This is a genomic window from Balneicella halophila, from assembly GCF_003096835.1.
Classification (GTDB): Bacteria; Bacteroidota; Bacteroidia; order Bacteroidales; family Balneicellaceae; genus Balneicella; species Balneicella halophila.
The window spans coordinates 150,539-163,923 of the sequence record NZ_QENZ01000003.1 but is presented as its reverse complement, the minus strand read 5'-3'; the positions used below and the strand labels follow the sequence as shown (position 1 = coordinate 163,923).

Genomic DNA, 13,385 nt, shown 5'->3' with positions numbered 1-13,385 from the left:
AGCAATAGATTATTTAGACTTTGGAATAACGACTACCGCATTTTTCATTACTTTAACAATTTCAACTGAAACACCTTCATTTATATAGCCTTGCCTGGATTTTGCTTCAATGATACGGTCTTGAATTTTAATACTGCCTACTGGTGCTAATCGAGTCAGTGTTTTGCCTTCGTCTCCTACCTCAATCGCTAAATCTTTTAACAGATTGACTTGCCCATCAATTTTGGTTTCTAAAGAAACTTTACGCCAAGCGCTGTATCGAAATGCTAATGCTGTTGCAACTATTGCAATCACTATGGTTCCTGAAAGAGTAAGATGTCCTACTACATTTCCATGATCGCTATAAGCAAAATAAATTCCAAGCGTAAGCAAAGCTATACCTGCAATGCCAGAAACTGTTACTCCAGGGAAAACAATGATTTCCAATAATACAAAAACAATCCCCAACAGTAGTATTAGAATAATAAAGATAAGTTCCATAGCTTAATCTATTGTTGCGTTTATACCTCTGTCGATAATGCGATGTTTCAGAGGTTTCAATTCTTCTAAACTTCCACGTTTTACCTCACACTTTCCTTTGTGGTGTGTGATTAATGCACACTGAAAGGCTTGTTCATATTCGTGCTCACAAACAACAATCAATGTATCTACTACAAAGTCAAAATCATTGAAATCATCATTATGTAAAATCAATGAGCGACCCTTTGCTTCGGTAGTCTCGGATGTACTCTCTGGCTGTTTTCGTGTAGATTCTCCCATTTGTTTTTAATAAATTGAACTACCAAAGTTACACAAAAAATGGTAGTTCAAAATAAGACTTTTTATAATTTTTAATTTGTCAAGAAATTGTATCTTTGTTTGGCTAATAATCTATTAGTTAAAAAAGAAATATTTAAAATAAAAAATCAGATGGCAGAGAATAAAGAAAAATTGAAAGCACTGAAGCTTACGATGGATAAGATTGAAAAGACACACGGTAAAGGCGCCATAATGCGAATGGGTGATGCTACAGTGGTCGATGTTCCTGTAATTAGTTCAGGGTCTTTGTCTTTAGACATTGCTTTGGGTGTAGGGGGATATCCTCGAGGAAGAGTAATTGAGATTTACGGTCCGGAATCTTCCGGTAAAACGACCTTAGCCATACATGCCATTGCTGAGGCACAGAAGCAAGGAGGTATAGCAGCTTTTATTGATGCTGAACACGCATTTGACCGCTTTTATGCAGAAAAGTTAGGTGTAAATATCGAAGACCTCTATATTTCACAGCCAGATAATGGAGAACAGGCTTTAGAAATTGCTGAGCAATTGATTCGTTCCTCTGCTGTAGATATTGTGGTGGTCGATTCTGTTGCTGCATTAACTCCTAAAAAGGAGATAGAAGGAGAGATGGGCGATTCGAATGTTGGATTACAAGCACGACTAATGTCACAAGCGTTGCGTAAACTGACTGGAGTTATCAGTAGAACGAATACGACATGTATTTTCATTAACCAATTGCGTGAAAAAATTGGGGTGATGTTTGGAAATCCAGAAACCACTACTGGCGGTAATGCTCTTAAATTCTATGCCTCAGTGCGTTTAGATATTCGTAGAAGAACAGCTATTAAGGAGGGAGAAGATACTATCGGAAACCAGACGGTTGTTAAAGTTGTGAAAAATAAGGTGGCTCCGCCTTTTAAGAAAGCAGAATTTGACATTATGTATGGAGAAGGTATCTCAAAAGTAGGAGAAATCATTGACCTCGGTGTATTGCATGATATCATTGATAAAAAAGGGTCTTGGTATTCATATGGAGATACAAAATTAGGACAAGGCAAGGAGGCTGTAAAAGCATTATTACAAGATAATCCGGAGCTATTATCTGAATTAGAGGAAAAGATTCTTGAGAAGCTTAAAAATGATAAGAAATAAATCAATTATCCAAAAAAGTAATATATCTACAATGAAAAATTTAATTTTAATCACATTTATGGCTACAGCTTTATTAGCATGTACTGCGGAAGCAAAAGATAAGGGAGATAACAAAGAAGGTTACGTTCCTGAGAAGGTAACATTGGATTCTGACATTATGACTCCAGAAGTACTTAATGCTTTAGGTCGAATTGGAGGAGTTTCTGTTTCTCCTGATAAAAACACAGTCCTGTATTCTGTGACTTATCCCAAGATTGACGAGAACAAAATGTACAAAGATTGGTACACCATTGCATTACCTGATGGGAAGCCCGTACGCATTACTAATACTGCAAAAAATGAAGGCGGCATGCAATGGAGACCAGACGGAAAGAAGATTGGTTTTATCCTTGATGGACAACTGTGGGAAATGAATCCTGATGGTACTGGAAGAACACAGCGTTCTGATATCGAAGAAGGTATTAATGGATTCAATTATTCACCAGACATGAAACATATCTATTATCTGAAAGATGTGAGTTTTGGAGAATCGCTGAAAGAGCGTCATCCTGATATGGACAAAGCAAATGCCCACTTTACTGATCATATGATGAGTCGCCATTGGGATCATTGGGTAACAAAGTACTCACATATTTTTATCACAACTTATTCTGAATCAAATAATCTAGAAGAAGGAAAAGATATTATGGAAGGTGAGCAGTGGGAATCTCCAGTTCGTCCTTTCGGTGGTACTGAACAAGTCGTTTGGCTACCCAATAGTAAAGAGTTAGCTTACGTTTCTCGTAAGAAAAAAGGTAGAGACTATGCCGTTTCAACAAATACCGATATTTATTTCTACAATATCGAAACAGGAGAGACAAAAAATGTAACTGAAGGAAACTTAGGGTATGATAAAAATCCTGTTTTCTCTCCTGATGGAACGAAGATGGCTTGGGAAAGTATGGAGCGTGACGGTTACGAAGCTGACAAAGAACGTATCTTCATCATGAACCTTGCAACAGGTGAAAAAGAGGATTATACTTCAGATTTCGAACAAATGTTAGCTCATGGTTTATCATGGAGTTCTAATGGTGATGCCATTTATTTTATTTCTGATTGGCATGCGAAAGATGATATTTATAAGTTGAATTTATCTGATAAGAAAGTAACAAAAGTAACCGAAGGCGTTCACAATTATAAGAGTGTAGAGGTGGCTAATGATATTTTAGTTGCAACGAAACAATCTATGTCTCAACCTTCAGAAATGTACACCGTTAATCCTTCAACTGGTGAAGCAAAAGAAATTTCTTTTGTAAATGCTGATGTGCTTAATCAATTAAAAATGGGTGAGGTTAAAGAGCGTTGGGTGAAAACAACTGACGGGAAAGATATGTTGGTTTGGATGATTTATCCACCGAACTTCGACCCTAACAAGAAATATCCAACGTTATTGTATTGTCAAGGAGGTCCGCAAGGAACTGTTTCTCAGTTTTGGAGTTATCGTTGGAACTTCCAAATGATGTCAGCAAAAGGGTATATCATCGTTGCACCAAACCGTAGAGGTTTACAGGGTTTTGGAAGAGAATGGTTAGAGCAGATATCAAAAGATTATGGAGGACAGAACCAAAAGGATTATTTATCAGCAATTGATGATGCAGCTAAAGAATCTTATGTTGATAAAGAAAATTTAGGAGCTATTGGTGCATCTTATGGTGGCTATTCTGTGTACTGGTTAGCAGGAAATCACAATAAGCGTTTCAGTGCATTTATTTCACATGCTGGAATGTTTAATCTCGAAGCAATGTATTTAGGAACAGAAGAAATGTTCTTTGTAAATTGGGATTTAGGCGGTGCTTATTGGGACAAATCAAATAAGGAAGCACAACGTACTTTCTCTAAATTCTCACCTCATAAATATGTTAATAATTGGGATACACCAATTTTAGTTATACACGGAGAGAAAGATTATCGCATTCCCTACACACAAGGGTTACAAGCGTTTAATGCTGCAAAATTAAAAGGACTGGATGCGGAGATGTTAATTTTTCCAGAGGAAAATCACTGGATATTACAACCACAAAATAGTGTAATCTGGCAACGTACGTTCTTTAATTTCTTAGACAAACATTTAAAAAGCGAATAAAACAGACGTAGAGTTTAAGGAAGTCGTAACTTTAAATACTCATTAAAAATATATTGATATGAAACTACTATTAATAAGCAATTCTACAATGCCAGGAGAACCTTACTTCTCCTATCCACAACCATATATCAAAGAATTTTTGGGTGATGAGCCTAGACACATTGTATTTATTCCTTTTGCAGGAGTAAGCATGACTTTTGATGAATATGAGCAAAAGGTGAAGAAAAGTGTTGTAGCTTCAGGCCATCAGTTAAAATCAATACACCGCTATGATAATTTTAGAAAGGCAATATTAGAAGCGGAAGTGATTATGGTAGGTGGTGGTAACACATGGCATTTAACAAGACTACTTCATGAAAATGATTTGATTGATGCGGTACGCAAGCGTGTTATTGAGGATGGTGTTCCATATATAGGCTGGAGTGCAGGAAGCAACGTGGCTTGTCCTACACTGAAAACGACTAATGATATGCCTATTGTCGATCCGCTTGGTTTTGATACCTTCAATCTAGTGCCTTTCCAAATCAATGCACACTATACAGACTTAACAGTGCAAGGACATGGTGGAGAAACTCGTGAAATGCGCCTTGACGAGTTCGTTATTGCCAATCCTGATACTTATGTACTTGGTCTTCGTGAAGGAAGTATGATTTGGGTAGAAGATGGAAAATATACGCTAAGGGGACATGAACAGCCTTGTAAAGTCTTCAAACATGGTGAAGAAACGAAAGAATACAATGATTTATCAGAATTAAATTTCTAATTTGATATTCTGGTACAATTCAAAAAAATAGCCTATCTAGTTTTTTAGATAGGCTATTTTTGAATTATATAAAAGAACTAATAAATTATTTTACTGTAATTAAATCTTCTTTTCTTTCTATTAATTTACCAAAAGATTGTACGTGAATATTTTCTTTAGCTAATAGCGATTTTACTTCTTCTACAGCTGAAGATTCCACAGCAATCATTAAACCGCCACTGGTTTGTGGGTCACAAAGAATAAATTTATCTTTTTCGGAGCTTAATTTTACTTTGTCTCCGTAACTAGCCCAGTTGCGGTGTGTGCCTCCCGGAATACATCCTTGGTCCAAATATTCATGTACTTTAGGAAGTAAAGGAACTTTATCTAAATAGATCTCAGCAGATAAATTGCTACCTTCACACATCTCTACCAAATGGCCCAGCAATCCGAAGCCCGTAACATCCGTCATGGCTTTGATTCCCGAAATTTTAGATAATTTCTGACCAATTTTATTCAATTCCATCATTGTGTTTGGGGCGATATTTGCATCTTCTTCTTTGAGTTTTCCTTGCTTTTGTGCCGTACTTAAAACACCAACTCCTAAGGGTTTTGTAATAAAGAGTTGGCACCCCTTCTCAGCAGTATCATTTTGCTTCAAATCTTTAATAGCAACTCTTCCGGTAACTGCCAATCCAAAAATAGGTTCAGGACTGTCAATACTATGCCCTCCAGCAAGCGGAATACCCGCTTCAGTACAAATACTGCGACCTCCCTCCAATACTTGCTGTGCAACTTCCGGAGCCAGCTTGTCAACAGGCCAGCCTAAAATGGCAATCGCTAATAAGGGGTCGCCTCCCATCGCATAGACATCACTTATCGCATTAGCAGCTGCAATTCTGCCAAAAGAAAAAGGGTCATCGACAATAGGCATGAAAAAATCCGTAGTACTAATTATTGCTGTTCCGTCACCTAAATCATAAACAGCGGCATCATCACGACTATCATTTCCAACCAAAAGTTGTGTGTAGTTCTCTTTTTTTGTTTCAGAGTGCAAAATGGTGCTGAGAACTTTGGGCGATATTTTACAACCGCATCCTGCTCCATGACTATATTGTGTTAATTTTATCTGTTCCATTTATTTCGTTATTTCTATTAATTTCTTAGCATTTTTGAAATGATTAACTCTAGGGAGAGAAATACGCATAACCTTATCTTTTGCTCTGTCTTCAACACCGTTGAGATATGCTTTGTCATAATATTGTAAAGTGATCATCGCTACGTTGTAATAATCATTTTGTGCTATAGCCTCTATGGCAGCCTTTACATGCTGTCCTCCCAGTCGTTTTCTTATTCTTTCAACACTCTCGGCTAAAAGCGTATCATCAAATCCGGCATATTCTTCTACCAAAAACTTAGCTCTTTCCTCTTTAGGAATATCTACAAAATAAAGTTGTTGCTCACGAATCTGTCGATATAGCGTTTTTGGTAACTGCACACAACCAATTCTAGCACTTTCATCCTCTATCCAGATTGGCTTATCAATGTCCAAATGACGGCAATATTCAAATAATTCATTTTCAAAATGTTCTGAGCTTGGCTGAGGCTGCTCTCCTAAAGCACCAAAAGCAGAACCTTTATGGTTTGCTAAGCCTTCTAAGTCAACTACTTGTTTTCCTAACTTTTTTAGCTCCTGAAGAATAAATGTTTTTCCACTTCCAGTATAACCGCCTAAAATTTTCAAATTAAATTTTTGAGCGAAAAAATCTAGGACATAATTTCGAAATGCCTTATAGCCTCCGGTAATCACATAAACATTTTCAAAGCCATTTGCATACAAGTGTTCTGCGAATGAACGGCTACGCATTCCTCCTCGCCAGCAATGAACAGCAATAGCATTGTTTTTTAAAACTTTTGAGCTTTCATCTAAGAAATATTGCAGTTTTGGTGTTACATATTCATAGCCTATTTCAATAGCTTTTTCTTTAGATTGTTTCTTGTAAACTGTACCAACGGAAGCTCGCTCCTCATTAGAAAATAATGGAATATTCGTTGCGCCTACAATATGTCCTTGTCGGAATTCTGCCGGAGAACGTACGTCTATTAATGGCAGTTTTACAACGTTTTTACAGTATTCAGCTATCGTAATTTCTCGTATCATTAGTGCAAAGGTAAGGAAATTCAACGCACAATATTCCATCTTGGAACTTTCATTAATTTAGTCTAAATTAGCGACTTTAATTAAAAAAAATGTAGAATTATGAAATCTGATATTCAAATTGCTCAAGAGGCAGAACAAAGACCTATTAAGGAAATAGCTTCAAAGCTAAATATAGATGAATTACAGTATGAGCCATACGGAAGAAATAAGGCAAAATTACCATTGAATCTAATTGATGAAGAAAAAGTTAAGAAGTCAAATTTAGTATTGGTGACAGCAATCACTCCTACTCCTGCTGGGGAAGGAAAAACGACTACGTCTATAGGTTTATCTATGGGACTAAATCGCGTAGGGAAAAATGCCATTGTGGTAATTCGTGAACCTTCTTTAGGACCTGTATTTGGAATTAAAGGTGGAGCTGCTGGTGGTGGATATTCTCAAGTAATTCCAATGGAAGAGATTAATTTGCACTTTACCGGAGATATGGCTGCAGTAGAAAAGGCACATAATCTTTTAGTTGCATTGGTTGATAATATACTTCAATTCAAGAATGATCAATTTGAAATAGACCCTCGTACGATTACTCTGAAGCGAGTGATGGATATGAATGATAGAGCGCTACGCAATATCGTTATTGGGCTTGGAGGAACTACACAAGGAGTACCTCGAGAAACAGGTTTTAATATTACAGCAGCTTCTGAAGTTATGGCAATTCTTTGTCTTGCAACAGATTTGGAAGATTTGAAGAAGCGTTTAGGAAATATGTTAATTGGATATACGTTTGATGGTGATCCTGTATTTGCAAGAGATATCAATGCACATGGTGCTATGGCAACATTATTGAAAGAGGCGATTAAACCCAATTTAGTACAAACACTAGAGGGAACTCCTGCAATTATACACGGTGGTCCTTTTGCGAATATTGCACAGGGAACCAATACCGTTTTAGCAACTAAGATGGGAATGTCTTTAGCTGATTATACTATTACTGAAGCTGGATTTGCCAGTGAATTAGGTGCAGAGAAATTCTTTGATATTAAGTGTAAGAGTGGAGGCTTAGAGCCAGTAGCAGTTGTTATTGTTGCCACAATCCGTGCCTTGAAATATCATGGTGGAGCTAAACTTGCTGATTTAGCCAATGAAGATATCGAAGCTTTACAAAAAGGTTTTGCGAATCTAGACAAGCACATTGAAAATATTCAGCACTTTGGTTACCAACCGGTTATTGGCATCAACCAGTTTGCTACTGATAGTGAAAAAGAGATTGCCTTGTTAGAAGAATATTGTGAGAAAAAAGGTGTAAAAGTAGCCTTAAATTCTAGTTGGGAAAAAGGTGGTGAAGGAGCTGAGGATTTAGTACAAAAAGTTATTGAGGCTGCCGAAAGCTATAAAAATACCTTTAAGTTTCTTTATAATAATGAATTTTCATTTAAGGAGAAGATTGAGGCAATTGCAACAAAAATGTATGGTGCCAAAGGTGTAGAGTATTCTTTGAAAGCTCGTAAGAATCTAGAACAATACGAAAAGTTAGGTGTCGATTTAAATGTTTGTATTGCAAAGACTCAGAAATCGTTATCTGATGATGCAAAATTAAAAGGAAGACCTACAGATTTTATTATTACGATTCGTGATGTTGAAATCGCTTCCGGGGCTGGTTTTATCATACCCATAGCAGGAAGTATTATGCGTATGCCGGGCTTGCCAAAAGTACCCTCTGCAGAGAAAATTGATATAGATGTTGAAGGAAACATTTCTGGGCTTTTTTAATAAGGAAATAAAGCATATTTTTGCGGCTTGAATTTTTAACCTTAAGTCTACGAAATTATGTCATTTACTACAAAAGAAAAGCTATTTTCCCTAGAGTGGTTTCAGGCCTATTTCTTCCTCATTGCAGGAAGTATCATTTTTGCTGCTTCTGATATACTATTTGTTGTGCCATACAAATTGGCGCCTGGTGGCGTGTATGGTTTGGCAACAGTATTGAATACACATTTTGGTTGGCAAATTAATGTCAGTACCATCTCTATGGAAATTCCTTTGATTATCATTGGAACTTTGATTTTAGGTCCTCGGTTTGGAGTAAAAACGATTGTAAGTATTTTCATTATTTGGGCTACTGTTTGGTTGATGGAAAACCACCTTTGGCCTGATTATGAAAAAGTTATTTTAGACCCTATGTTAAATGCACTTGTTGCAGGTGTATTTTATGGGATTTCTATTGGAATGATTTTCAAATCTAGAGCCACATCAGGCGGGTCTGATATCATAGCTATGATTCTTTCAAAATACGCTAAATTCTCCTTGGGGACATTAGTGATGATAGTTGATGGGATTATCGTGCTCTCGGTGCTAACGCAATTAGAACCAGATGGCAGACTGCCTTGGGAGCTTGTTATCTATTCTTTAATTATCATTTTTATTGAGGGTAAAGTGATTGATATGATTCTTGGTGGGGCTACTTACCATAAGGCGGCAATGATCGTTTCCGACAAATACAAAGAAATTGCCCTTAAGATTCGTCAAGACCTAAACCGCGGTGCTACTATTCTTACGGGTGAGGGTGCATATGGAGAGCGTAAAGTAGTCTATACAGTGATGAGCCGTCGTGAATTGGAGATATTGAAACTCTATATTAAAGAGACCGATCCTGATGCATTTGTTGCGATTAACGATGCAAATGAAACTTTAGGTAGAGGATTTACCTCACTTAACGATAACCCTCAAAGTAGCTAATTGTAATTATTAATACATGAAAATGAGAGGCATTTAGGACTATTACCTAAGTGCCTTTTTTCTTATTTAAGAAAATGATGTTTTAAACAATTACAAGGAAATATCCTAAGAAATCGATAGCTTTGTATCTCATTTAAAAATAAGCAGGCTAATGGAAGCATTTATTATAGAAGGAGAATATATTCAACTCAATCAATTGCTCAAAGCTTTATTTTGGGTAGGAACTGGTGGCGAAGCGATGTTGCGAATTAGTCAGGGCGAAGTTCAGGTCAATGGTGTTGTTACTACCGTTAAAAGAAAAAAACTGTATCCTGGAGATACAGTTTCATTCAATGGACAAACCATTCTAGTTCAATAGTGCTTTTATTGTGGATTTGTAGCAGATTGAATAATATCTACCAAGATAGGTTTTAAACCTCCGAATAAAAATTCTACAGCAATTACCATCACAATTAAACCCATGATTCGCATCATCACTTTAGTTCCGGTATCTCCAATGCGATGAAGAATTTTAGTACCTCCATAATAAATAAAATAGGTGAGCATCATAATCGCCGCAATAGCTAATACCAAAACACCCTTCTTCACAGTTGTTTCAGCGTCTTGCATTAATAAGATGGCATTTGTGATTGCTCCCGGACCGCATATCATGGGAATAGCCAGTGGGGTTATAGATATATCGTTTACATAAGCATTTACTTGCTTTTCTGAGTCGCTGATTTTTGTTCTACCAATGCGTGCTTCTAGCATATCGTGACCAACCATAAGGAAAATGATTCCTCCTACGACTTTTAAACTATTTACAGAAATCCCAAAAATTTGGAAAATATAATTTCCTGCAAATGCAAAAAGCAAAAGTGTGAAGAAAGCTACAATAACTGCTTTCCGAGCTGTTCTATTACGTTGTTTAGGTTGCAAGTCTGATGACATTGATAAAAAAACTGGCATAGAGCCAAAGGGATTGATCAATGTGAAAAAAGACATAAAAACTAGTAAGAAATAACTAATATAACTATCCATAAAAATTATTTTATTTTTCGAATTAATTTATTCCAATTGCCCCATTTAAATGTTAAATGAGCGAGTATCAGAAAAATGACCATTGTAGCTACTGCGTATGGTATATCTTTCGTAGGATTGTAGGATTTAGCCATAAATAAAGCATCGGTGGCTAAAGCTGAGTTTTCCATATTCACGAATACTGCCGCGGTAAAATTATTAGCAAAATGTACGCCTATTGCCATTTCCAAACCATTATCCATTATCGTCATGATGCCTAAAAAAAGCCCCATGCCTACGTAGAATGGCATCATTTTGTAAAAACCATATTCCATCACCTCAGGATTGGCAGAATGCAGTAAGCCAAATATCACCGCAGGAATTATAAGTGCTAATAAGCTGGACTGTGTAGTTAATCCGACTCCTTGCATTCCGTAGCCTCTCATTAATAATTCTTCGAAACTCGTTTGAAAAGGCAATATAAAAATGCAAATCAATAGCAAAGGAATGAACGTAGTAGGATTAAATGAAAAGGTATAGTCTTCTGGACTTTGTTGGTAACTGAAATAAAAGGGAATCATTGCTAGCAGAAACCAAACTAAGAAACCGAAGCCTGCTCGTTTCCATGAAAATGTATAGCGAGAGGTAATAATGCTCATAAAAGGTTTCTTGTGAAAATACTTCACAACAAAATAGATGCATAAACATGCTAAAACAAATGTAGAGAGCATGGAAAGCAATGCAATGTTTTTACCTAGCCCAACCGACAAAGCATCATTTGCAATATCACCAGTAACTGTCCCACCTTTTATAGCAATATAAATGTAAAGCACAACTACTGGAGCTGACGAGATACTAAGCCAACCTATCAGTATTAAAAAACTACCAACGATATACCTCCAGGTTTCATTTAGTCCTATTTTAGCTCTTTGGAAAAACATTTATCGTCTTTTAAATTTTTCACAAAAGTAGTATTTTTGTAGTTGTAAATTCTACAAAAGTCATATCTTTGTTTATTATGAGAACGTTAAATGCTTATTTACGAGACCTTTTATTTTTACATGACTGCGTGATTCTTCCCGGTTTTGGGGGATTTGTTGGGAGCTATCAACCAACAATAAAAACAGAGCAGAATTATTTTACTCCACCTCGTAAAGCAATTGCATTTAATCCCCAGCTAAAACAAAATGACGGTTTACTTGCTAATACAATTGTTGAAATTGAAGAAGTAAACTATGCTGAAGCAATGAAACGCGTGGAGTCTTTTGTGTTAGATATCCAAAAAGAACTGAGAGCTAAGGGATTTTACATGATTCCTACTGTCGGAAAACTGGAAAGAGGTACACAAGATCGTATTCTATTCACACCTGACACGACAACAAATTTCTTACTATCGCCACTTGGTGCAAGTGCATTTCAAATGGCTCCTTTGGTTGCAAAACAGCCAGATATTGTAAGACATTCTGAAATTACAGAAAAGAGAGATAATTTGCCTATGATAAGAAGAGTGTTGGTTGCTAGTGTTTCTGGTTTTGCCTTACTCTCATTATTGCTGAATCCTGGCGAATATAAAAATCTTACACTTTCTGCGATTGCTCCAACATCAGTCTACGAAACTAGTATTTCTGCTCCTGCAGTTAGTCAAAAGAGCATTGCCTTGACTCACACAGAAGTCACAGCGAATAAAACAACTGTAAAAAACACAGTAGCTCCAACTTTAAAGAAATACCATGTTATCGTTGGATGCTTTTCAATGAAAGGAAATGCAGAATTTCAACAAAAGCAATTAGCTGCAAAGAATATTGAGGCTATTGTGTTTCCTTATAGCAACAAAATGACAGGTGTGTCAGTAGGTTCCTATGAAACCTTTGAGGAAGCAAAAGTAACAATGAATGCACTTAGAAATAGCGGAGATGCACCATCTGCCTGGGTTCTAAAAAGAGTTCTAAAATAGTCCTATTTCATTTTTTTCACCACATCTTGTAACTTTTTAGGAAAGCTTGCGTCTAATAAGACAGAAATAAGCAATTCTAAAAAATGATAAAACTCCATAATATTCACAAATCCTATCATGTAGGTAAAGAAAGTCTTCATGTGCTTAAAGGTATTGACTTACACATTAAAGAGGGTGAGTTAGTGTCCATAATGGGCTCATCAGGCTCCGGAAAATCAACATTGCTAAATCTTGTTGGACTACTTGACAACTATGATGAGGGTACTTATCATCTTGATGGTAATTTAATGAAGAATTTAACAGAAAACCAAGCAGCTTATTACAGAAATCGTTTTTTAGGTTTTGTATTTCAGTCTTTTAATTTAATATCCTTTAAAAATGCACAAGAGAATGTAGCTCTCCCTCTATATTATCAAGGAGTAAAAAGAGAAGAACGAAATGCAATTGCATTAGAGTATTTAGATAAAGTAGGCTTGAAACCTTGGGCAGAACATATGCCAAATGAACTCTCTGGAGGACAAAAACAACGGGTTGCTATTGCTAGAGCTTTAGCAAGCAAACCAAAGCTGATTTTAGCTGATGAGCCGACGGGGGCATTAGACACTACAACTTCCTATGAAGTAATGGAATTGCTGAAAGAAATTCATCATGAAGGAATGACTGTGGTTATAGTAACGCATGAGCATGATATAGCTGAAATGACTCAAAAAGTGATTCATCTTACTGATGGTATTATTGAAAAAATAACTGAACACTAAACCTT

The 13,385-nt window shown here is 36.4% G+C and carries 14 protein-coding genes; 8 read left to right on the top strand and 6 right to left on the bottom strand.

The window, feature by feature from the left end:
• Positions 1 to 9 precede the first annotated feature (9 nt).
• Positions 10 to 480: an NfeD family protein gene (locus C7377_RS00790; RefSeq protein WP_116495439.1), complete on the bottom strand. Its 471-nt coding sequence runs from the start codon at positions 478 to 480 to the stop codon at positions 10 to 12.
• Positions 481 to 483: 3 nt separating this feature from the next.
• Positions 484 to 759: an ATP-dependent Clp protease adaptor ClpS gene (locus tag C7377_RS00785; RefSeq protein ID WP_116495438.1), complete on the bottom strand. Its 276-nt coding sequence runs from the start codon at positions 757 to 759 to the stop codon at positions 484 to 486.
• A 150-nt stretch (positions 760 to 909) separates the two neighbouring features.
• Here C7377_RS00785 and recA point away from each other — a divergent pair, with 150 nt between their 5' ends.
• From recA to pepE, 3 genes are read left to right on the top strand one after another with little or no spacing between them, the layout of a single operon-like run.
• Complete coding sequence (gene recA, locus C7377_RS00780) at positions 910 to 1,911, top strand: recombinase RecA (RefSeq protein ID WP_116496188.1); 1,002 nt, start codon at positions 910 to 912, stop codon at positions 1,909 to 1,911.
• Between the two features lie 31 nt (positions 1,912 to 1,942).
• Positions 1,943 to 4,033, top strand: coding sequence for a S9 family peptidase (locus C7377_RS00775; protein ID WP_116496187.1), 2,091 nt, complete (start codon positions 1,943 to 1,945; stop codon positions 4,031 to 4,033).
• Between the two features lie 58 nt (positions 4,034 to 4,091).
• Positions 4,092 to 4,796: a dipeptidase PepE gene (pepE, locus tag C7377_RS00770; protein WP_116495437.1), complete on the top strand. Its 705-nt coding sequence runs from the start codon at positions 4,092 to 4,094 to the stop codon at positions 4,794 to 4,796.
• A gap of 85 nt (positions 4,797 to 4,881) precedes the next feature.
• Here the strand turns inward: pepE and selD are convergent, their stop codons facing one another.
• On the bottom strand, positions 4,882 to 5,913 hold the full coding sequence (selD, locus tag C7377_RS00765) for a selenide, water dikinase SelD (RefSeq protein ID WP_116495436.1): 1,032 nt from the start codon (positions 5,911 to 5,913) through the stop codon (positions 4,882 to 4,884).
• On the bottom strand, positions 5,914 to 6,975 hold the full coding sequence (gene mnmH / locus C7377_RS00760; RefSeq protein WP_207778377.1) for a tRNA 2-selenouridine(34) synthase MnmH: 1,062 nt from the start codon (positions 6,973 to 6,975) through the stop codon (positions 5,914 to 5,916). It abuts the gene before it with no gap.
• 60 nt (positions 6,976 to 7,035) lie between these two features.
• On the opposite strand from mnmH, the gene C7377_RS00755 reads away from it, so the two are divergent.
• The 3 genes from C7377_RS00755 to C7377_RS00745 all read left to right on the top strand — a co-directional run bounded on the left by C7377_RS00755 (position 7,036) and on the right by C7377_RS00745 (position 10,027).
• Positions 7,036 to 8,703: a formate--tetrahydrofolate ligase gene (locus C7377_RS00755; protein WP_116495434.1), complete on the top strand. Its 1,668-nt coding sequence runs from the start codon at positions 7,036 to 7,038 to the stop codon at positions 8,701 to 8,703.
• Positions 8,704 to 8,760: 57 nt separating this feature from the next.
• Positions 8,761 to 9,669 carry a YitT family protein gene (locus C7377_RS00750; RefSeq protein WP_116495433.1) on the top strand — a complete coding sequence of 303 codons (909 nt, stop codon included), beginning with the start codon at positions 8,761 to 8,763 and terminating at the stop codon, positions 9,667 to 9,669.
• Positions 9,670 to 9,820: 151 nt separating this feature from the next.
• On the top strand, positions 9,821 to 10,027 hold the full coding sequence (locus tag C7377_RS00745; RefSeq protein ID WP_116495432.1) for an RNA-binding S4 domain-containing protein: 207 nt from the start codon (positions 9,821 to 9,823) through the stop codon (positions 10,025 to 10,027).
• Between the two features lie 5 nt (positions 10,028 to 10,032).
• Here C7377_RS00745 and C7377_RS00740 read toward each other — a convergent pair whose 3' ends face one another.
• Positions 10,033 to 10,689, bottom strand: a complete 657-nt coding sequence (locus C7377_RS00740; RefSeq protein ID WP_116495431.1) for a MarC family protein — start codon at positions 10,687 to 10,689, stop codon at positions 10,033 to 10,035.
• 5 nt (positions 10,690 to 10,694) lie between these two features.
• Positions 10,695 to 11,609, bottom strand: coding sequence for a CPBP family intramembrane glutamic endopeptidase (locus C7377_RS00735; RefSeq protein WP_116495430.1), 915 nt, complete (start codon positions 11,607 to 11,609; stop codon positions 10,695 to 10,697).
• A gap of 77 nt (positions 11,610 to 11,686) precedes the next feature.
• Between C7377_RS00735 and C7377_RS00730 the strand changes: the two genes are divergently transcribed.
• On the top strand, positions 11,687 to 12,622 hold the full coding sequence (locus C7377_RS00730; RefSeq protein ID WP_116495429.1) for an HU domain-containing protein: 936 nt from the start codon (positions 11,687 to 11,689) through the stop codon (positions 12,620 to 12,622).
• Positions 12,623 to 12,705: 83 nt separating this feature from the next.
• Positions 12,706 to 13,380, top strand: coding sequence for an ABC transporter ATP-binding protein (locus C7377_RS00725; RefSeq protein WP_116495428.1), 675 nt, complete (start codon positions 12,706 to 12,708; stop codon positions 13,378 to 13,380).
• The last annotated feature ends 5 nt before the right edge of the window (positions 13,381 to 13,385 follow it).

Coding starts and splice junctions, on each gene's coding strand:
- C7377_RS00790 (WP_116495439.1), bottom strand. CDS start 480: ATGGAACTTATCTTTATTATTCTAATACTACTGTTGGGGATTGTTTTT.
- C7377_RS00785 (WP_116495438.1), bottom strand. CDS start 759: ATGGGAGAATCTACACGAAAACAGCCAGAGAGTACATCCGAGACTACC.
- recA (WP_116496188.1), top strand. CDS start 910: ATGGCAGAGAATAAAGAAAAATTGAAAGCACTGAAGCTTACGATGGAT.
- C7377_RS00775 (WP_116496187.1), top strand. CDS start 1,943: ATGAAAAATTTAATTTTAATCACATTTATGGCTACAGCTTTATTAGCA.
- pepE (WP_116495437.1), top strand. CDS start 4,092: ATGAAACTACTATTAATAAGCAATTCTACAATGCCAGGAGAACCTTAC.
- selD (WP_116495436.1), bottom strand. CDS start 5,913: ATGGAACAGATAAAATTAACACAATATAGTCATGGAGCAGGATGCGGT.
- mnmH (WP_207778377.1), bottom strand. CDS start 6,975: ATGGAATATTGTGCGTTGAATTTCCTTACCTTTGCACTAATGATACGA.
- C7377_RS00755 (WP_116495434.1), top strand. CDS start 7,036: ATGAAATCTGATATTCAAATTGCTCAAGAGGCAGAACAAAGACCTATT.
- C7377_RS00750 (WP_116495433.1), top strand. CDS start 8,761: ATGTCATTTACTACAAAAGAAAAGCTATTTTCCCTAGAGTGGTTTCAG.
- C7377_RS00745 (WP_116495432.1), top strand. CDS start 9,821: ATGGAAGCATTTATTATAGAAGGAGAATATATTCAACTCAATCAATTG.
- C7377_RS00740 (WP_116495431.1), bottom strand. CDS start 10,689: ATGGATAGTTATATTAGTTATTTCTTACTAGTTTTTATGTCTTTTTTC.
- C7377_RS00735 (WP_116495430.1), bottom strand. CDS start 11,609: ATGTTTTTCCAAAGAGCTAAAATAGGACTAAATGAAACCTGGAGGTAT.
- C7377_RS00730 (WP_116495429.1), top strand. CDS start 11,687: ATGAGAACGTTAAATGCTTATTTACGAGACCTTTTATTTTTACATGAC.
- C7377_RS00725 (WP_116495428.1), top strand. CDS start 12,706: ATGATAAAACTCCATAATATTCACAAATCCTATCATGTAGGTAAAGAA.